Here is a 17,739-nt window from a genome sequence, read left to right as displayed (position 1 = left end):
GGCGCGGTGGTCCCCCCGCTTGTACGGTCGCGAGCAGCAGGACCCGTCCACATCCTTCGAGGTGCAGCCAGTCGCCTCGCGCGTCAGTCGAGACGAGCGGGAGCCCCGATGGCCCTCACCGACGAAGTGGCACCGCCGCCCCCACCCAGCGACCCACCCGGACCCGACCAGCCGCCGCCCAGCGAGTACGCGAGCCTGCTCGAACCCCTGAACCGGATGGTCGCCCTCGACCCCGACGACCCCCACCGCCGCGAACTGCGCGACCGGATCGTCGTCGCCCTCCTGCCGCTGGTGCGCCACCTCGCACAACGCCACGCCGCCGGCCACCCCGCCGGCGTCGAGGAGCTCGTGCAGGTCGGCAGCGTCGGCCTGCTCGGGGCCGTCGACCGCTGGGACCCCGGACGCACCGGCGGGGACCTCCTCGGATACCTCGTCCCGTGCATCCGTGGGGAGATGTTGCGCTGGTTCCGCGACCGCACCTGGGCGACGCGGGTGCCGCGGCGGCTCAAGGACCTCAGCGTCGCGATCAACAGGGCGACGGGCCCACTGTCGCAGCAGCTGGGCCGCTCCCCACGCCCCAGCGAGCTGGCCGCCCACCTCGGGGTCGACGTCGGCGAGGTCGTCGAGGCGCTCACCGCCAAGGCCGGGCACCACGCCGACGCGCTCGACCCCGTCGACCCCGACACCGGAACCGGTGTCGGACGCCGCCTCGGCGGCCTCGACGCGGAGCTCGACCACGTCGAGAACCGGCACGCGCTGCGCCCGCTGCTCGACTCACTGCCCGAACGCGAACGCACGATCCTGGTGCTGCGGTTCTTCAAGGACATGACGCAGACCCAGATCGCCGAGGAGGTCGGCATCTCCCAGATGCACGTCTCCCGGCTGCTCACCCGCACCCTCGCCACGCTGCGCAAGGGCCTGTCCGACAACGGTTAACGCACGCCCTCCAGGGCCTGCTGCACCACCTCGGTCAGTGCCGGGTGGATCCAGTACGGCTGCTCGACGAGAGTGCGGGCGTCGACCCCGAGGGTCATCGCCAGCACGAGCGGCTGGATCAGCGTCGAGGCCTGCGGGCCGAGCACGTGCGCGCCCAGCAGCATGCCCGTGCCGGGGTCGGCGAGCACCTTGACGAAGCCGGTCGTGTCCTGCATGGCCCAGCCGTAGGCCACGTCGCCGACCCGCGCCAGCCCGACCCGGAACGGGGTCCCGGCGCCGGCGAGCTCCTGCTCGGTGGCGCCCACCGCCGCGATCTGGGGACTGGTGAAGATCGCCGACGGGATCGGGGCGCCGCCGGTGGTGTGCAGGTCGTCGGGGTGGCGCAGGTTGTGGCGCACCACGTCGGCCTCCCTGTTGGCGACGTGTTTGAGTGGGACCGGCGTGGACACGTCGCCGAGTGCCCAGACGCCGTCGGCGGTGGTGCGCTGGTACTCGTCGACGACGATCCGGCCGTCGTCGTGGACGTCGATCCCCGCGGTGTCGAGGTCGAGCCCGTCGCCGTTGGGCACCCGGCCGACCGCGACGAGCAGCATGTCGGCCTCGACGGTCGTGTCGTCGTCGAGGGTGAGCACCAGTGCCCCCGGCGAGCCCGACACCGCGGTCACCTCGCGGCCCAGCCGCACGTCCCAGTCCCTCGACACGAGCTCGGTGAACTCACGCGCGACCAGCACGTCCTGCCCGGCGAGCAGCGTGTCGGCCATGTCGATCACCGTGACCGCGCTGCCCGCCGCGGAGAACACGTGGGCCAGCTCCGCGGCGATGTAGCCGCCGCCCAGGACGGCGAGGCGGCGCGGTGGGGCGTCGACACGCATGACGGTGTCCGACGTCTCGTACGGCAACCCCGAGTCGGCTACCGGTGGGGGCACCAGGGGTCGCGACCCGGCCGCGACGACGATCCGGTCCGCGCTCACCGCGGTGCCCCCGATGTCGAGGGTGCGGGGCCCGGTGAACCGGGCGTGCGCGTCGTGGACGGTGATCCACGGTGTGTCCTCGCGACCGGCCCGGCCGTCGCGGGCGAGGGCGTCGAGCCTGCCGAAGACGCGGTCGCGCAGGTCACGCCACCGGATCCCGCGCAGGTCGGCGTCGACGTCGAGGCGGCCCGCGTCGGCGACGTCCTCGGCGAGGTCGGCGGCGCGCACGAGCATCTTGGTCGGGATGCAGCCGACGTTGAGGCACGTGCCGCCGAACGGTCCCTGCTCGACGATCGCGACGTCGAGGTCTGCGAACGAGTCGTCGACGACCGTGTTGCCCGACCCGGCGCCGATGACGAGGAGATCGTGGTGCCGCATCCACGGAGGTTATGGGCGCCCGCACCGGCCCACCACCGGAAGCGGCCCGGCGTCCGCGCTGGTGCGCGCCGCGTCGGCGCTGTTGCGCGCCACCGCGCTGCGGTGCAGCCGCAGCACGGTGGTCGCGCCCGATCCGCGGGCGTTCCGCTGCACCGAACACGCGTCTTCCCAGCGCCAGGCCGCCGATGCCACGGTCCCGGGCATGAGCCAACGGTTCGGGCACGTCATCGACGGCGAGGAGCGCGCGTCGCTCGACGGCGCGGAGTTCGACACCGTCGACCCCTACACGCAGCAGCCGTGGGCGACGGTCGCCCTGGGCGGGGCGCCGGAGGCGGACCTCGCGGTCGCGTCGGCGCGGCGGGCGTTCGACGAGGGCCCGTGGCCGCGGATGGGCTACGCGGAGCGCGGGGCGCTGCTGCACCGCTTCGCCGACCTGGTCATGGCGAACATCGACGAGCTGGCGATGGCCGACACCCGCGACATGGGCAAGCCCGTCGCCGACGCGACGGGCAAGGACGTCCCGCGGACCGCGCAGAACCTCCGGTTCTTCGCCGACCACGCGCGCCTGTCAGCGGCCGAGACCTACCCGACCGACACCGGCCACCACACCTACTCCCGCTACGAGCCCGCGGGTGTGGTCGCGGCGATCGCGCCGTGGAACTTCCCGATGATGCTGGGGAGCTGGAAGTTCGCGCCCGCGCTGGCCTGGGGCAACACCGTCGTGCTCAAGCCGGCGGAGGACTCGCCGGTCTCCGCGACGCTGATGGCGCGCCTCGCCCTGGAGGCGGGCATCCCGGCGGGGGTGTTCAACGTGCTGCACGGCTACGGGCCCGACTCCGCGGGCTCGGCGCTGACCGAGGACCCGCGCGTCGACCGGATCACCTTCACCGGCGAGTCGAACACCGGCCGCGCGATCACCGCGGCGGCGGCGCGCAACCTGACCCCGGTGAGCCTGGAGCTGGGCGGCAAGGGCGCCAACCTGGTGTTCGCCGACGCCGACCTGCAGACGGCCGTCGACTGGTCGATCAAGGCGATCTTCACCAACGCCGGGCAGGTGTGCCTGGCGGGGTCGCGGCTCTACGTGCAGCGCCCGGTGCTCGACGAGTTCCTGGCGCGGTTCGTCGCCGCGGCGGAGGCGCTCGTCGTCGGCGACCCGAAGCAGGCGGGAACCCAGATCGGCCCGCTGTCGTCGGCGACCCACCACCGCAAGGTCACCGGCTATCTCGACGACCCGAGCGGCAAGGTCCTCACCGGTGGCCGGGGCGAGGGGCTGTTCGTGCGGCCCACCGTCGTCGTCGACGCGGCGCCGGACTCGCCGATCCAGTGTGAGGAGATCTTCGGCCCGATCGTGACGGTGACGCCGTTCGACACCGAGGACGAGGCCGTCGCCGCCGCCAACTCCAGCCGCTACGGCCTCAACGCCATGGTGTTCACCGAGAACCTGTCGCGGGCGCACCGGGTGTCGGCGCGGCTGCGAGCGGGCACCGTGTGGACCAACTGCTTCTTCGTCCGCGACCTGCGGGCCCCCTTCGGCGGGTTCGGCGACTCCGGGTGGGGACGTGAGGGCGGCACGTTCAGCCGCGAGTTCTTCACCGAGCCCAAGGCCGTGGTGATGGCGATCGACGGCGGCTGAGGTGCCGATCTTCGAGGTGCACGTCGTGGCGGACCGGCATCCGCCGCAGGTTCTCGACGCGCTGCTGCGCCAGCTGTCGGCGCGCTACGCCGAGGTGCTGGGGTCGCCCGTGGAACGGGTGCGCGGATTCGTCACCGCGCACCCGGCGACGCATGTCGTGGCGGGTGGGGAGGTCGGCGTCGAGGCGCCGTACGCGACGGCGCTGGTGCTGCGGGGGCGCCCGGCCGAGCAGCGGCACCGGCTGATCGCGGCGTTCACCGACGTCCTCACCGACGTCCTGGGCGCGTCGCGGGAGTCGGTGCGGGTCCGCATCGAGCAGGTCGACCCGGACGACTGGGGCATCGCGGGCGTCCCCGCCGGCCGGGCCCGCGCGCAGGAGATCGCCGCCCGCGCGGCGCAACAGCCCTGACCCGGGGCGTGAGGCGACGGATCCGTCGCTCCACGTCCCGGATCGCTGTCAGAACAGGCCGCGGCGGGCGCCCGCGTCGAGGGCCAGGGTCGCGCCGTGCAGCGCGTCGGCCTGCGGCGCGAGCAGCGTCGCAACGGTCCAGGCCACCTCGTCCGGCGTCACGAACCGGCCCAGCGGCGACTCCGCGGCCCGCTCGGCGAGGACCTCGTCGACGTCGACGCCCCGGCGCTGCGCGGCGGCCGCGGCGAGCCCGCGCATCCGCGGGGTGTCGACGGGGCCCGGGGCGATCAGGTGCGCGGTGGTCCCGCGCGGCCCGTAGACGGTCGCGAGCTGGCGCACCAGGTTGGCCAGGGCGGCGTTGGTGACGCCCGCGGCGCAGGCGTCGGGGGAGGGCTCGCTGCCGAAGTGCCCGCCCAGCGCCACGATCCGCGACCCGCCGACCAGCTGGGCGTCGACCGCCCTGACCAGCCGTAACAGCCCGCCGACCTTGAGGGCGACCGTCGTGCCGAGCGCGTCGGGGTCGATGGTCGCGAGCGGCCCGGTGGGCGGGAGGCCGGCGGCCTGGACGACCATCCGCACCGGCCCGCCCAGCCCGGCCACCGCGGCCGTGATCGCCGCGGCCCCCTCGGAGGTCCCGACGTCGGCGGCCACAGCCGTCGTCGCCGGGCCGTCGGAACCGCCGTTGCGGGTCACCGCCACGACGTGCAGCCCCGCGGCCCGCAGCGCGTCCGCGATCGCCGAGCCCAGCGCCCCGGAGGCCCCGGCGACGACGGCCAGCTGCGCCGTCACGACGCCAGCCCGAGCGCCGAGCGGGCCACGGCGAACGCCGCGTCCGGGTCGCGCAGATCCAGCTGCACGGCGTGCAGCCCTGCCGCACGCCCGCCCTCGACGTTCCAGGGCATGTCGTCGACGAACACGATCTCGCCCGCAGCCACCCCGAGACCGTCGATCGCGGCGGCGTAGCTGCGCGGATCGGGCTTGAGGATGCCGCTGAGCGAGCCGTCCACCAGCACGTCGACGTCGGCGAGCCCGCGGTGGGTGCCGAGCGGGCCGTCCCCGTGGAAGGCCGCGAGGTCGTTCGTGAGCACGCCCAGGCGCAGCCCGGCGGCGCGCGCGTCGGCCATCAGGGCCGCCGCCCCGGGCCGCACGATCTCCACGCCGGGGCGTTCGTAGAGCTCGACCATGAACTCGTGCGTCGACCAGCCCGCGCGGCCCAGCGCCACCCCGACCTCCGCGGCCCGCAGCGCCCAGTAGCCGCGCTCGGTGATCTCGCCGCGCAGCATGCGCGCCCAGTCGGGGTCGGGTTCGGGACCGAGCGGCCCACGCCGGGCGGTGACCGCGCGGGCGGCGGGTTGGCGCTCACCCAGCAGCGCCAGCATCTCCGACCCGGACCGGAACACGACGCCACCCACGTCGAGCAGCAGAGCCTTCACCCGCGCGCACCCGTGATCGCCACGCGCCGACCCTACGGAGGGGCCGTCGGGCGGTGGAAGCGTCGCGTTCTCCGCCGGGAAACGGCAGCTCATCGGCGCGGGCGACGGGGCGGGCGTTCGGCAGGGGAGAACGGCCGGGTTGCCGCGGGGTGTGTCCGCTGTCACGGTCCGAGCCAGCGTCCCGATCAGAGGAGATCCGATGGCGAACGTCGTCCCTGTCGAGGAGTACACCGGCGAGTGGTATCCCGGCTACAAGCCGGAGCACTTCGACTTCCCGTACGTCGTCGACGCGCCGTCGCCGTTCCGGCCCGGTGACGAGAACGCCTTCTGGTTCCTCGACTTCCACTGGTCGCGCGGGCTCACCCCGCTCGCGGCGACGCTGTGGAGCGCCGACGGCTACTGCGCCGGCACCCAGAGCGCGTCGGAGAACCTGCCGCTGCCGCCCGGGCGCGGCGTCACCTGCCGCTTCGCCGGCACCCACCTCTACGGCTCGCCGATCCCCGAGGAGGACCCCCGCGAGATCGCGGCACGCGCCAACCGCCTGGGCACCAGCCTCCCGCACTTCCTGCAGAACTACCGCTCGATCTGGGAGGCCGGGCGCGACGAGCTCGAGGCCACGTGGGACTACTTCCAGGGCGTGGACCTGACGACGGTCCCGACCGGCGACCTGGGCACCCTGATCCGCCAGGCCCGGCGATACCACAAGCGCGCCATGGAGATCCACTTCGCGGTCATGTACCCGATGCTGGTCAACTTCCTCGGCTTCTACGGCTCCTGTGCCGAGATGGGCATCGACACCAGCCTCGTCGGCAAGTTCCTCCAGGGCGAGGAGACGAAGATCATGGAGCTCGACCGCGAGCTCTACGCGCTGGCGATCAAGGCCCGCCAGGCCGGGCTGTCGCAGGTCTTCGCCGACAACGAGCCGGGGAACCTGCGGGCGGCACTGTCGGCGCACGGCGGGTCGGCCTCGCAGTGGCTCACCGACTTCGACGACTGGCTGCAGGTGTGGGGCCATCGCACCGACGCGACCTGCGACGTCGGCGTCCCCAGCTGGATCGAGGACAACACCAACGCGTTCGGCAACGTCAAGACGTTCCTGATGAAGGACACCGACCACGACTTCGCCGCCGCGGCCCGCAACGCCCTCGAGGAGCGCGACGCCGCCATCGACGCGGCCCGGTCCGGCCTGACCCGTGAGGAGCAGGCGGTGTTCGACGGCGGGCTCGCCGCGAACCAGGCCGCGAACTTCCCGTGGTGGCAGGACGACCACAACTACTACATCGACCTCAAGGTCATGCTGCCGCTGCGGCAGGCGTGCCAGGAGCTCGCGACCCGCGTCGGCGCCGACCACCGCGACGACATGCTCTACCTGTTCTGGCCCGAGCTGCTCGACGTCGCGGGCGGCAAGCCCTACGCCGGCGAGCTGAGCGGCCTGGTGCGCGAGCGCCGGCAGTACTTCGACCACTGGCACGGGCTGCGGGGCCAGATGCCCAAGGTGCTGGGCACGGTGCCGGACTCGGTCGAGGACCCGGTGCTCATCGAGATCTTCGGCATCAACCCCGGCTCGCTGCGCGCCGTGCAGAACCCCGACGCCGCCGACGAGACGACCCTGACCGGGGTCGCCGCCGCGCGTGGCATGGCCACCGGCATCGCGCGGGTCCTGCAGAGCTCCGACGAGCTGCACCGTGTCGCGCCCGGTGAGATCCTCGTCTGCGAGTCGACGTCGCCGAACTGGACCCCGGCGTTCGGCAAGATCGCCGGCGCGGTGTGCGACGGCGGTGGCATGCTCAGCCACGCGGCCATCGTCGGCCGCGAGTACGGGGTCCCCACGGTCACCGCCGTCGGCATCGCCACGCTCGCGATCGGGGACGGCGACAAGGTCGAGGTCGACGGTACGAACGGCAAGGTCACGATCCTCAAGCGGGCCGCCGAGCTCGCCGACGCCGACCCGGGACAGCCGTGACGGGGGTTCTCATGCGCAGCGTGGTGTGGGTCGACGCGGTCGAGCCCGACGAGGCGGTCGCGGCCGCCGGGTCGAAGATCGGCAGGCTCGCCGACCTGTACCGCACCGGGGTCGAGGTGCCGCAGGGCTTCGCCGTGACCGTCGACGCCTACCGCCGGCACTGCGCCGACGCCGGGCTCGACCCCCGCATCGACGCGATCGTCGGCCGCCTCGGTGCCGACCCGTCGGAGAACGAGGTCGAGACGGCGTCGGCGGAGATCCGGGAGCTGTTCGTCGCGACGCCGATGTCGCAGGCGCTGGCGAGCGAGATCACCGACGCCTACGAGGAGCTGTGCGTGCGGTGCGTCGACGTCAACGTGCCGACGGCCGTGCGCTCCTCGGCGACGGGCGAGGACGCCGCCGACGCGAGCTTCGCCGGCATCTTCGACACCTACCTCGGGGTGTCCGGGGCGCCGCGGGTGCTCGCCGCGATCCGCGCGTGCTGGGGGTCGCTGTTCACCGGCCGGGCCCTGGCCTACCGGCTGCGCAAGGGCATCAGCCACCACGACATGCCGATCGCCGTCGGCGTGATCGAGCTGATCCATGCCCGCGCGTCGGGGGTGGCGTTCTCGGTGCACCCGGTGACGGGCAGGCCCGACCGCGTCGTCATCGAGACGTCGTGGGGCTGGGGTGAGGCGATCGTGCAGGGCGTCGTCGACCCCGACCACATCGAGGTGGGCAAGGCCGACGGCCGCGTCCTGCGCTACGACGTCGCCCACAAGGCCATCGTCTCCGCGTTCGACTTCGCCGACGGCCGCGTCACCGAGGTGGAGATGCCGGCGCGGCTGGCCGACCGCAAGGTGCTCGACGAGGAACAGATCGGTGCCGTCGTCTACGCGGTCACCGCGATCGAGGAGCACTACGGCTACCCCGTCGACGTCGAGTGGGTCATCTCCCGGCACCGCCGGGCGGGCGACCCCATCTGCATCGTGCAGTCGCGACCCGTGACGGTCACCGCGCAGGAGTCGACGCCGGCCGCCTACGACCCGGTGGCGCTGGCGCAGAAGTACGTGTTCAGCGGTAGGCCGGTCCCCGGGCGCTGACCGGTGCCGGGTGGGCCGCCCGCTCGCGGCCCACCCGGCCTCTCAGCACTCCGAGGCCCGGCCCAGCAGCAGCGTCCGCTCGGCCTCGTTGCCCGTCGTCGCCGCGGCCCGCGTGAACTCCGCCCGCGCCTCGTCGCGACGGTCCAGGCGCAGCAGCAGGTCGCCGCGCACCGCTGCCAGCAGGTGGTAGCGGCGCATCTCCGGCAGCTGCGCCAGCCCCTCGACGATCTCCATCGCCGCCGCGGGGCCGTCGGCCCTCGACACCGCGACGGCCCGGTTCAGCTCCACCACCGGCGACCCCGTCAGCGCTGCGAGGGCGGCGTAGAGATCGGCGATCCGCCGCCAGTCGGTGGCCTCGGCCGTCGGTGCGTGTGCGTGGCACGCCGCGATGGCCGCCTGCAGCGCGTACGACCCGCTCCCACCCAGCTCGCCGGCCCGGCGCAGGGCCCCGTCGGCGTGGGTGATCAGCAGCCGGTCCCAGCGCCGGCGGTCCTGCCGGTCCAGCGGCACCGGCTCGCCGTCGGCGCCGGTCCGGGCCCGCAGCCGCGACGCCTGGAACTCCATCAGGGCGACCAGCCCGTGGGCCTCGGGCTCGGCGGGCACCAGCGCCGCGAGCATGCGGCCGAGCCGCATCGCCTCGGCGCACAGCTCCGCCCGTGTCCACGACTCGCCGCCGGTGGCGGAGTAGCCCTCGTTGAAGACGAGGTAGACGACCTCCAGCACCGACGCGAGCCGGGCCTCCAGCTCGTCGCCCGCGGGCATCTCGAACGGCACGCCCGCGTTCGACAGCGCCTTCTTCGCCCGCGACACCCGCTGGCCCAGCGTCGTCGACGGCACCAGGAACGCCCGCGCGATCTCCTCGGTCGACATGCCCGCGACCGTCTTGAGCGTCAGCGCGACCCGCGCGTCGCGGCCGAGCACCGGATGGCAGGCGATGAACATCAGCCGCAGCACGTCGTCCTCGACGTGGGTGTCGACGTGGGCGTCGACGTCGAGGTCCGCCACCGGGTCCTCGCCCTCCGGGAGGTCGCGCGCGACGAGCGCGAGCTTGCGGCGCAGGGTGGTCCGGCGGCGGATCGTGTCGACACCCCGGCGGCGGGCGACGGCCAGCAGCCAGGCGCCCGGCTCATCCGGGACACCCTCGCCCGGCCACTGCTCCAGCGCGGCGAGCAGCGCGTCCTGGGCCAGGTCCTCGGCCAGGCCCAGGTCGCCGACGGTCCGGGTCAGCACGGCTACGAGCCGCGCCGACTCGATCCGCCAGACCGCCTCGACCGTGCGCCGGCTCGCGTCCGCCACGGGTCTACTGCTCGGCGGGGTCGGCGATGCCGGCGAAGTCCTCCGCCGAGTACAGCGGCCGGATCTCGACCTCGCCGCCGCGGACCGGCGACCTGCTCACCCAGGCGACGGCCTCCTCGATCGAGGCCACCTCCCAGATCTGGTAGCCGGCGACCAGCTCCTTGGTCTCCGCGAACGGCCCGTCGGTCACACTCACGCGGCCGTCGGCGTCGAAGCCGACGCGCTTCCCGGCCGCGCTCGGCTTCAGCCCCTCGCTCGCCAGCACGATGCCGGACTTCTCCAGCTCGTCGTTGAACGCCTCCATCGCCGCGAACTCCTCGGCGGTGGGCATCGTCGCGTTCTCGGTGGCCTCGGTCGCCTTGCCCAGGATCATGACCCGCATGGCGCGCTCCCTCGTGTCCGCCGGACTCGTTCCGGCTCACCCTCCTGTCGAACGGCGCACGACGGTTTCGACAACGACCCCGGGAGATCCTCCGCCGAGTTCGACGTGAGCCTGGCCCGATCATTCTCGGGGGGCGTCGCACGTCGAACCCGGCGGAGCCCGTCAGCCGGCGAGGCTCGTCCGCACCGGGGTGGGGTTGCGGAACAGGTCGAGCACGGGGCAGTGCTCGTCGACGGTGTCCTTGAGCCGCTGGTAGTCCTGCGCGGAGGCGGGTCCGCGCAGGTCGACGGCGAGGCGGACCTCGCCGAAGCCCGGACGGACGGCGTCGTCGAGGCCGAAGAAGCCGCGGACGTCGAGGTCGCCCTCGGTGCGGACGCTGACGTCGTCGAGCGGGATGCCGAGCTTCGCCGCCCAGAACCGGTAGGTGACGACCTGGCAGGACAGCAGCGCCGCCAGCGCCGACTCGACGGGGTTGATGGCGGCGTCCTGACCGCCGAGCGCGGGCGGCTCGTCGATGGTGACCGCGTGGCGGCCGATGCGGATCTCGGTGCGGACGCCGTCGCTGCCCTCGCCGTCGGCGCGGAAGAGGGCGGCCGCCTTGGCGGGGTCGTCGGCGACGGCGGAGCTGGTGGCCTCGACGATGGCGCGCAGGTCGTCGTCGCGGCTGGTGGCAGTGGTCATGGGGGTCTCCGGGGTGGGTCGGGCCTGTGGTCGGCCCGCGCGGCTCCCGCGCGGGCGGGCAGCGGCACGCCGGTGTCAGCTCTCCCGGCGTGCCCGCGGACACAGGTCGGCCCCGGTGCGGCACAGGTCGACGTGGCGGCGCTCGGTGAGGCCCGCACCGCTCGCGCACGTGATCACGGTTGCAGCACAGCCGTTCGGCGGCCGGGAGTCAACGCCGGTCCCGGATGGCGGGTGGCGCCTGCCAATGTCCGGGCAGCTGCGGTCAGCCGTGGCCGTGGCCGTGGCCGTGATCGTCGGGCGCGGCCGTGGGCGCCCGCCGAGCGGATCGCGAGCCAGGCGATCGGCCGCGGTGTTGGGAGATGACGCTTCCCGAACATCGATCCTGGCTTCGGGTCGGAAGCGTCGACCTACGACCGAGCGGTGGGCGCCGTGGGCCCGCCGTCCCGCTGCCGATCGCGCCGCAGCGGGAGCCGACCCTGTCGTGCGAGATGACGCTTCTCGGATGTCGAAGGTGACTCTGTTTCGAGAGCGTCAACTCGAGACAGAAGCCGGCGGCCGCACCGGGCTTCCGAGTCGATCGGCTCCTCGATGCCGACCCGGCTGCAGGCCCCGGCGCCGCTGCGGCGGGTCCGCCCCGACCCCGACCCCGACGCCGACCCCGACGCCGACCCGACGCCGTCCTGCGGCAGCCGTCCGAGCCATCCGAGGCGCCGAGTCATCGAGGTCGTTCGCGGCCTCCAGGGGGTCGGGCTCGGCGCAGCCGGGCGCGGCCCCGCAGGTCAGGCGCTGTCGTCCTCGGGGCGCAGCAGGGTGCGGGTGCGGGCGCGGACCTAAGGGTCGGGGGAGAAGGGCAGGGCCACGAACTCGTCGACGCCGACCTCGCGCAGCTGCGCGATCCGGGCCGCGACCTCCGCCTCGCCGCCGACGATCGCCGCGTCGCCGGGACCGGAGTACCCCTCGCGGTCGAGCATCGCCCGGTACGACGGCAGCTTCCCGTAGACGGCGAACTGCGTCGCTGCCTCGGCGCGCGCGGCGGGGACGTCGTCGGTGACCGCGACCGGCAGGGACGCGACGACCCGCGCGGTACGGCCGACCTCCGCGGCGGCCTCGCGGAGCGTCGGCACCACGTGCTCGGCCAGGGTGCGGGGCCCGGTCATCCAGGTGACCGTCCCGGCGGTGCGCCGGCCGGCGAGGCGCAGCATCTGCGGGCCGAGGGCGGCGAGGTGGACCTCGGGGGTGGGCGCGCCGGGGTAGCGCAGCGACCCGCGGGCGGTGACGGTCTCGCCCTCCGCGGACACCCGCCGCCCGGCCAGCAGCGGCAGCAGCGCGTCGAGGTACTCCGACATCCGCCGCACCGGCCTGTCGAACGGCAGCCCCCACACCCCCTCGACGACGGGCTTGTGGCTCAGCCCGAGCCCGAGCGTCAACCGCCCGCCCCCGATCTCGTTGACCGTCAACGCCCGCTGCGCCAGCGAGTACGGGTGCTGCGGCTGGATCGGGACGACCCCGGTGCCGACCTCGATGTCGGGCACCTCCCGCAGCGCGACCGCGAGGACGGTGAGCAGGTCGGGGTCGGTGGGCAGCTGGGCGGTCCAGTACCGCCGGAACCCGTCCGCACGTACCTGCGCGAGCTCGGCGACGTAGGCGTCGGTGACGGTGCGCCCGCCGCCGGCGGGGAGGTACCCGAAGAGGCTGATCCGCATCACCCGAATCTAGGCGTGACCCAGCCGTCGCGACAGGACCCGCGCCGCCTCGACGACGGCCTCCCGGATCCGTTGCAGCGCAGCGGGTGCGGCCCGCGCGGTCGGGGCGGCGACGGACAGTGCCGCGATGACGACGCCGTCGCCACCGCGCACCGGCGCCGCGCACGACACGACGCCGACGCGGCTCTCCTCGCGGTTCTCCGCCCAGCCGCGCTCACCGATCTCCCGAAGCCGCGCCCGCAGGACCTCGACGTCGACGATCGAGTACGGCGTCGACCGCTCGGGGCGCCAGCCGGCGAGCCGGGCGTCGAGGTCGGCGGCGGGCAGCGCGGCGAGCAGGGCCTTGCCGGTGGCGGTCGTCGTCGCCGGCAGCCGGGTGCCGACCCGGGAGAAGATCCGCACCGTGTGCGGGCTCTCCAGCCGGTCGACGTACACCGACTCCAGCCCGTCGAGCACCGCGAGCTGCACGGTCTCACCGGTGGTCTGGCGCAGCACCGCCATCACGGGAAGGGCGGCCTCGTGCAGGTCGAGCCGGGGTGCGACGGCGGCGCCGAGGTCGAACATCGCCAGGCCGAGCCGGTAGGACCCCGCCGCGGTGCCCCGATCCAGCAGGCGTTCGGCGGCCAGCGTCGCGAGCATCCGGTGCACGGTGCTGGTCGCGAGCCCGAGGCGCCGCGCCAGCTCGGAGACGCCCAGCTCGCGGTCGGTCCGGGAGAACTCCTTGAGCAGCCGCGCGGCATTGCGCACCGACGTCAGCTCCCACGACGGCCGTTGCTGCCGGTTTCCCTCCATGCGGGAAGGATTCCTTGTCGGGGCCCGTGGTGCCACCTACCTTTCGGCCACCACCACGAGCAGGGGGAGCACCGGATGCTGACGGCGGAACAGAACGACGAGCTGACCCAGGTCGACGCCGGCACGCCGATGGGGGAGGTGCTGCGCCGCTACTGGTACCCGGTGGCGTTCACCCGCGAGCTCGCCGAGTTCCCCGTCAAGCGGGTCGAGCTGCTGGGGGAGTTCTTCGCCCTGTGGCGCTCGCCCAGCGGCCGGTACGGGATCGTGCCCGAGGCCTGCCCGCACCGGAAGGCGTCGCTGGCCTACGGCGTCGTCGAGCCCGACGGCCTGCGCTGCCCCTACCACGGCTGGGTGTTCGACGAGGCCGGCGCATGCGTCGACCAGCCCGCCGAACGCGACGACACCCGCTTCGGCGCCCGCGTCTCCGCCCAGGCCGGACTCGCCGAGGAGATGGGTGGGCTCGTCTGGGCCTACGTCGGGCCGCACTCGCCCGCCAACCCCGCGCCCAAGCTGCCGCGGTTCGACACCTACGTCATGGAGGGCTTCCGCGACATCGGCTGGGCCGACCTGCCCTGCAACTACGTCCAGATCATGGAGAACGCCGTCGACCCGCACCACGTCGAATGGCTGCACGGCCGGTTCTTCCAGTTCATCGGCCGTCACGAGGGGTTCACCTCGCCGGCGTCGTTCGCGAAGAAGCACCAGAAGGTCGGGTTCACGCCGTTCGAGTGGGGGATCATCAAGCGCCGCGTGCTCGAGGGCGCCAGCGAGGAGAACGACGACTGGAAGGTCGGCCACCCGCTCGTCTTCCCGTACAACATGCGCGTGGGCGGCGGCGGGGTGCACCAGATGCAGATCCGCGTGCCGGTCAACCGGACCACCACCCGGTTCATGCTCTACACGGTGCACCGCCCCGACGAGGGCTACGAGCACGTCGAGCAGCCGGTCGTGCCCGACTACGAGATCCCGGTGCTCGACGAGAAGGGCCGCCACGTCGTCAACTACGTCGAGGGCCAGGACATCATGGCCTGGGTGACCCAGGGCGCGATCACCGACCGCACCACCGAGCACCTCGGGCGTTCCGACATCGGGGTGGCCATGCTGCGCAAGATGTTCCGTGAGCAGATGGACTGCGTCGCCCGCGGCGAGGACCCGCTCGGCACGATCCGCGAGGACCACGAGCGCATCGACCTGCCGTGCGAGAAGGACAAGTTCCACGCCGGTGCCCAGTTCGCGCTCGACTTCTGCGACATGGGCTCGACGCGCTTCTCGCCGATGCTCGACGCCATCAAGAAGATCCACGTCAGCGCAGCGGAGCGGGTGGCCTCGTCATGACGGCGCGGGTGTCGGGCCGGGTCGAGCGCGGCCCGGACCGGCGCTTCGCCGCCGACGCCGACGCCCACCGCCGTGATGCGCCCCGGCACTGCCCGCGGTGCGCCGCCCCGCCCGCCCTGGCGACCGAGTTCTGGGAGGGCACCGCCCGCCGGTTCTACTGCTCCTGCTCGGCCTGCGGCTGGACCGGCGAGATCACCCCGACCGGCGACGTCGCCGTCGGCCACGAACCGGAGCACTGACCAGGCCCCGAGCGCTCGAACGCGAACGTGTCGTCAGCGCGGTGACACCGCGCTGAGGACACGTCCGTGCTCCGCGCCGCGCGTGAGCGTGACGTGAGAGCGCCACCTGTGCGCCGGTGACACGGTCGATGCGTCGGCCTCGCCGGCGCCGACCCCGGAGGACACGACGGACGGACGGCCGGCGAGCGTGTGACCAGCGCCGGAGCCCGACGCTGACGACACGCTCGGCCGCGGGTGCGCCGACCCGGCCGCGGGCGTGGCGGCCCGGAGGCGGGCGCGGCGGCCCGGAGGCAGGTGCGACGACGTGGCTGCGGCGGGTCAGCGGCGGGCGAGGCTCAGGGGGTCTCGCCGCGGGCGTGGGCGCGCAGGCGTTGCGACAGCGACATCGCGACGGGCGTCTCGCCGATCTCGGCGACCCAGCCGTCGCCGTCGCGGCGCACCGGGTACACCCGCAGGCGCAGCGCAGGCTGGGTGAGACAGTCGCCGGTGGCGAGGTCGAAGCGGTACCAGTGCCAGGGGCAGCGCAGGATCGCGCCGTCGACCTGCCCCTCCACCAGCGGCCCCTTGTTGTGGGGGCACAGCGGGTCGGTGACCAGGTAGGACCCGTCGACGACGTGCACGGCGAAGGTGCGCCCGTCCTCGGCGCGCAGCACCCGCGCCCCCTCGCCGGCGGCGGGATCGCCGCCGAGGGGGAGCAGGGTCATCGGCGTCCGCTCGCCCGCAGATCCGCGAGCGACTCGCCGCCGACGAACCACAGCTCGGGTTCGCACTCGTTGACGACGACGCGCACGGCCTCCTTCGGCGCCCCGATCGACTCCTCGACGGCGGCGGTGACCGCGGCGCCGAGGGCGGCCAGCTGCTCGGGGGTACGGCCCCGGGCGAGGGTGATCTGCACGAGCGGCATGGTTCCTCCTGGCGGACGGGCGGGTCAGCGACAGCCGAGCTCGAGTGACCCGATGCGGTCGATCGAGGCGACGACGACGTCGCCGGGGGAGACGGGCACGGCGGCGGTGAGCCCACCGGACAGGACGACGTCGCCCGCGTGCAGGCCCTCGCCGTCGGCGGCCATGCGGCGCACCATCCAGGCGACCGCGGCGGCGGGGTGGCCGAGTGACGCGGCGCCCGACGCCGTCGCCACCACCTCGCCGTTGTGTTCGAGGACGACGCCGACGACGCGCAGGTCGATGCCGTCGAGCGGTACCGGGGTGCCGACGACGAAGCGGGCGGCCGAGGTGTTGTCGGCGACGACGTCGGCCATCGTGAACCTGTAGTCGCGGTAGCGGGAGTCGAGCACCTCGATGCCGACGGCGACCCCGGACGCCGCGGCGACGACGTCGGCGGCGCTCACGTGCGGCCCGGCGAGGTCACGCCCCATCACGAACACGATCTCGGGCTCGCACCGCGGCTGGATGAGCTGTGAGGTGTCGAGCGGCTCGCCGATGTCGAGCGCGCCGGAGCCGGGCAGGAACCCGTAGACGGGCGAGGAGACGCCGACCTGGGCCTGCTTGGCGCGTGAGGTGACGCCGAGCTTCCAGCCGACGAGCGGCCCGGCCGCGTCGCGCAGGATCCGTTGCACCGCGTAGCCGGTGTCGAGGTCGAGGTCCGGGAACTCGGCGTTGAGCGAGTCGATGGCGGTGCGCTCGGCGGCGGCCTTCTGCAGCCGCGTCGCCAGCTCGGTGACGTTGACGCTCATGCGGTTCCCTTTCCGACGCGCGCGGTGACGGCCCCGAGCCGGTCGAACTCGGCGCGGAACACGTCGCCGGGCTGCATGGGGACGGCGGCGTGCAGCGCACCCGTCATGACGATGTGCCCGGGTTCGAGGGCGACCCCGTTGGCGCCCAGCACGTTCGCGAGCCAGGCGACGACGGCGACGGGGTCGCCCAGCGCGGCGGCGCCGGCCCCGGTGTCGACGAGTTCGCCGTTGCGGGTGAGCGTCATCCCGAGCAGCCGGGTGTCGATGCCCTCGATCGGCACGATCCGCGACGAGGTGACGATCGCGCCGCAGGAGGCGAGGTCGGCGACGGTGTCGGCGAGCTTGATGCGCCAGTCGGCGATGCGGGAGTCGACGATCTCGAACCCGGCGACGGCCCCGGCGATGGCCTGGCGTGCCGCGGTCACGGTGACGCCCGGCCCGGCGAGCCGCGAGCCCATGACGAAGACGATCTCGGCCTCGGCCTTGGGGGCGATGAAGCCGGCGGGGTCGATGACGTCGCCGTCGGCGTAGACGGTGGAGCCGAGGACGGGCGAGTGGTCGGGGGAGTCGACGCCGATCATGCGCTGCATGGGTTTCGACGTCAGCCCGACCTTGTGCCCGACGATCGTGTCGCCGTCGGCGAGCAGCAGCGGGACCAGCTCCTGCTGGATGGCGTAGCCGTCGGCCATCCCGAGGTCGGGTTCGGCGTCGGTGAACGGTGCGATGGGCACGCGGGTGCGCCGGGCTTCGTAGAGCGCCCGGGCCTTCGCGGGCGCGTCCGTCACGGGCATGGTCCTCCTCGTGCTGCCGCCG

At 73.9% G+C, this 17,739-nt stretch carries 19 protein-coding genes; 7 read left to right on the top strand and 12 right to left on the bottom strand.

The window, feature by feature from the left end; all coding sequences use genetic code 11:
• Positions 1 to 108: 108 nt before the first annotated feature.
• Positions 109 to 936, top strand: a complete 828-nt coding sequence (locus AB7F12_RS10100) for a sigma-70 family RNA polymerase sigma factor (RefSeq protein WP_428499630.1) — start codon at positions 109 to 111, stop codon at positions 934 to 936.
• On the opposite strand, the gene AB7F12_RS10095 is transcribed toward AB7F12_RS10100, so the two are convergent.
• Entirely contained in the window at positions 933 to 2,285 is a 1,353-nt protein-coding gene (locus tag AB7F12_RS10095; RefSeq protein ID WP_428499629.1) for a mycothione reductase, read from the bottom strand. The genes AB7F12_RS10100 and AB7F12_RS10095 overlap by 4 nt on opposite strands.
• Positions 2,286 to 2,487: 202 nt before the next feature.
• On the opposite strand from AB7F12_RS10095, the gene AB7F12_RS10090 reads away from it, so the two are divergent.
• Together AB7F12_RS10090 and AB7F12_RS10085 are read left to right on the top strand one after the other, a co-directional pair.
• On the top strand, positions 2,488 to 3,918 hold the full coding sequence (locus AB7F12_RS10090; RefSeq protein ID WP_428499628.1) for an aldehyde dehydrogenase: 1,431 nt from the start codon (positions 2,488 to 2,490) through the stop codon (positions 3,916 to 3,918).
• A gap of 1 nt (position 3,919) precedes the next feature.
• Positions 3,920 to 4,327 carry a tautomerase family protein gene (locus tag AB7F12_RS10085; RefSeq protein ID WP_428499627.1) on the top strand — a complete coding sequence of 136 codons (408 nt, stop codon included), beginning with the start codon at positions 3,920 to 3,922 and terminating at the stop codon, positions 4,325 to 4,327.
• A 48-nt stretch (positions 4,328 to 4,375) separates the two neighbouring features.
• On the opposite strand, the gene AB7F12_RS10080 is transcribed toward AB7F12_RS10085, so the two are convergent.
• Both AB7F12_RS10080 and AB7F12_RS10075 read right to left on the bottom strand, forming a co-directional pair.
• Positions 4,376 to 5,116: an SDR family oxidoreductase gene (locus AB7F12_RS10080; protein ID WP_428499626.1), complete on the bottom strand. Its 741-nt coding sequence runs from the start codon at positions 5,114 to 5,116 to the stop codon at positions 4,376 to 4,378.
• Positions 5,113 to 5,760: an HAD-IA family hydrolase gene (locus tag AB7F12_RS10075; protein ID WP_428499625.1), complete on the bottom strand. Its 648-nt coding sequence runs from the start codon at positions 5,758 to 5,760 to the stop codon at positions 5,113 to 5,115. Before AB7F12_RS10075 ends, AB7F12_RS10080 begins: the two co-directional genes overlap by 4 nt.
• 199 nt (positions 5,761 to 5,959) lie before the next feature.
• On the opposite strand from AB7F12_RS10075, the gene AB7F12_RS10070 reads away from it, so the two are divergent.
• Positions 5,960 to 7,723, top strand: coding sequence for a PEP-utilizing enzyme (locus tag AB7F12_RS10070; protein WP_428499624.1), 1,764 nt, complete (start codon positions 5,960 to 5,962; stop codon positions 7,721 to 7,723).
• Positions 7,720 to 8,805 (top strand): PEP/pyruvate-binding domain-containing protein, encoded by a 1,086-nt coding sequence (locus tag AB7F12_RS10065; RefSeq protein ID WP_428499623.1) that lies wholly within the window; start codon positions 7,720 to 7,722, stop codon positions 8,803 to 8,805. The genes AB7F12_RS10070 and AB7F12_RS10065 overlap by 4 nt, the downstream gene beginning before the upstream one ends.
• A gap of 42 nt (positions 8,806 to 8,847) precedes the next feature.
• Here AB7F12_RS10065 and AB7F12_RS10060 read toward each other — a convergent pair whose 3' ends face one another.
• From AB7F12_RS10060 to AB7F12_RS10040, 5 genes are all read right to left on the bottom strand, one after another.
• Entirely contained in the window at positions 8,848 to 10,101 is a 1,254-nt protein-coding gene (locus AB7F12_RS10060) for an RNA polymerase sigma factor (protein ID WP_428499622.1), read from the bottom strand.
• Positions 10,102 to 10,105: 4 nt separating this feature from the next.
• Positions 10,106 to 10,483 carry a YciI family protein gene (locus AB7F12_RS10055; RefSeq protein ID WP_428499621.1) on the bottom strand — a complete coding sequence of 126 codons (378 nt, stop codon included), beginning with the start codon at positions 10,481 to 10,483 and terminating at the stop codon, positions 10,106 to 10,108.
• A gap of 162 nt (positions 10,484 to 10,645) precedes the next feature.
• A complete protein-coding gene (locus AB7F12_RS10050; RefSeq protein WP_428499620.1) occupies positions 10,646 to 11,164 on the bottom strand; it encodes an OsmC family protein in 519 nt (172 codons plus the stop codon).
• Between the two features lie 830 nt (positions 11,165 to 11,994).
• A complete protein-coding gene (locus AB7F12_RS10045) occupies positions 11,995 to 12,867 on the bottom strand; it encodes a TIGR03564 family F420-dependent LLM class oxidoreductase (protein WP_428497162.1) in 873 nt (290 codons plus the stop codon).
• Between the two features lie 9 nt (positions 12,868 to 12,876).
• Positions 12,877 to 13,659: an IclR family transcriptional regulator gene (locus AB7F12_RS10040; RefSeq protein ID WP_428497163.1), complete on the bottom strand. Its 783-nt coding sequence runs from the start codon at positions 13,657 to 13,659 to the stop codon at positions 12,877 to 12,879.
• A 75-nt stretch (positions 13,660 to 13,734) separates the two neighbouring features.
• Here AB7F12_RS10040 and AB7F12_RS10035 point away from each other — a divergent pair, with 75 nt between their 5' ends.
• Complete coding sequence (locus tag AB7F12_RS10035; RefSeq protein WP_428497164.1) at positions 13,735 to 14,994, top strand: Rieske 2Fe-2S domain-containing protein; 1,260 nt, start codon at positions 13,735 to 13,737, stop codon at positions 14,992 to 14,994.
• The gene (locus AB7F12_RS10030; protein WP_428497165.1) at positions 14,991 to 15,233 is read left to right on the top strand and encodes a hypothetical protein; all 243 of its coding nucleotides are present in this window, start codon (positions 14,991 to 14,993) and stop codon (positions 15,231 to 15,233) included. Before AB7F12_RS10035 ends, AB7F12_RS10030 begins: the two co-directional genes overlap by 4 nt.
• 335 nt (positions 15,234 to 15,568) lie before the next feature.
• On the opposite strand, the gene AB7F12_RS10025 is transcribed toward AB7F12_RS10030, so the two are convergent.
• The 4 genes from AB7F12_RS10025 to AB7F12_RS10010 are packed head-to-tail and all read right to left on the bottom strand — an operon-like array spanning position 15,569 to position 17,717.
• On the bottom strand, positions 15,569 to 15,937 hold the full coding sequence (locus AB7F12_RS10025; RefSeq protein WP_428497166.1) for a Rieske (2Fe-2S) protein: 369 nt from the start codon (positions 15,935 to 15,937) through the stop codon (positions 15,569 to 15,571).
• Complete coding sequence (locus AB7F12_RS10020; RefSeq protein ID WP_296140365.1) at positions 15,934 to 16,137, bottom strand: 2-hydroxymuconate tautomerase; 204 nt, start codon at positions 16,135 to 16,137, stop codon at positions 15,934 to 15,936. The genes AB7F12_RS10025 and AB7F12_RS10020 overlap by 4 nt, the downstream gene beginning before the upstream one ends.
• Before the next feature lie 24 nt (positions 16,138 to 16,161).
• Entirely contained in the window at positions 16,162 to 16,926 is a 765-nt protein-coding gene (locus tag AB7F12_RS10015) for a 2-keto-4-pentenoate hydratase (protein WP_428497167.1), read from the bottom strand.
• Entirely contained in the window at positions 16,923 to 17,717 is a 795-nt protein-coding gene (locus AB7F12_RS10010; protein ID WP_428497168.1) for a 2-keto-4-pentenoate hydratase, read from the bottom strand. Before AB7F12_RS10010 ends, AB7F12_RS10015 begins: the two co-directional genes overlap by 4 nt.
• Positions 17,718 to 17,739: the final 22 nt, after the last annotated feature.

It is taken from the genome of Pseudonocardia sp. (assembly GCF_050250275.1).
Classification (GTDB): domain Bacteria; phylum Actinomycetota; class Actinomycetes; order Mycobacteriales; family Pseudonocardiaceae; genus Pseudonocardia.
Note: the sequence above shows the minus strand (reverse complement) of the source record. Positions and strands in the feature narration are given on the sequence as shown.

Excerpts from the sequence above, each read along its gene's own strand:
- AB7F12_RS10055 (WP_428499621.1), bottom strand. The coding sequence starts at position 10,483 with ATGCGGGTCATGATCCTGGGCAAGGCGACCGAGGCCACCGAGAACGCG.
- AB7F12_RS10045 (WP_428497162.1), bottom strand. The coding sequence starts at position 12,867 with ATGCGGATCAGCCTCTTCGGGTACCTCCCCGCCGGCGGCGGGCGCACC.
- AB7F12_RS10040 (WP_428497163.1), bottom strand. The coding sequence starts at position 13,659 with ATGGAGGGAAACCGGCAGCAACGGCCGTCGTGGGAGCTGACGTCGGTG.
- AB7F12_RS10090 (WP_428499628.1), top strand. The coding sequence starts at position 2,488 with ATGAGCCAACGGTTCGGGCACGTCATCGACGGCGAGGAGCGCGCGTCG.
- AB7F12_RS10035 (WP_428497164.1), top strand. The coding sequence starts at position 13,735 with ATGCTGACGGCGGAACAGAACGACGAGCTGACCCAGGTCGACGCCGGC.
- AB7F12_RS10100 (WP_428499630.1), top strand. The coding sequence starts at position 109 with ATGGCCCTCACCGACGAAGTGGCACCGCCGCCCCCACCCAGCGACCCA.
- AB7F12_RS10025 (WP_428497166.1), bottom strand. The coding sequence starts at position 15,937 with ATGACCCTGCTCCCCCTCGGCGGCGATCCCGCCGCCGGCGAGGGGGCG.
- AB7F12_RS10020 (WP_296140365.1), bottom strand. The coding sequence starts at position 16,137 with ATGCCGCTCGTGCAGATCACCCTCGCCCGGGGCCGTACCCCCGAGCAG.
- AB7F12_RS10095 (WP_428499629.1), bottom strand. The coding sequence starts at position 2,285 with ATGCGGCACCACGATCTCCTCGTCATCGGCGCCGGGTCGGGCAACACG.
- AB7F12_RS10010 (WP_428497168.1), bottom strand. The coding sequence starts at position 17,717 with ATGCCCGTGACGGACGCGCCCGCGAAGGCCCGGGCGCTCTACGAAGCC.
- AB7F12_RS10030 (WP_428497165.1), top strand. The coding sequence starts at position 14,991 with ATGACGGCGCGGGTGTCGGGCCGGGTCGAGCGCGGCCCGGACCGGCGC.
- AB7F12_RS10050 (WP_428499620.1), bottom strand. The coding sequence starts at position 11,164 with ATGACCACTGCCACCAGCCGCGACGACGACCTGCGCGCCATCGTCGAG.
- AB7F12_RS10070 (WP_428499624.1), top strand. The coding sequence starts at position 5,960 with ATGGCGAACGTCGTCCCTGTCGAGGAGTACACCGGCGAGTGGTATCCC.
- AB7F12_RS10015 (WP_428497167.1), bottom strand. The coding sequence starts at position 16,926 with ATGAGCGTCAACGTCACCGAGCTGGCGACGCGGCTGCAGAAGGCCGCC.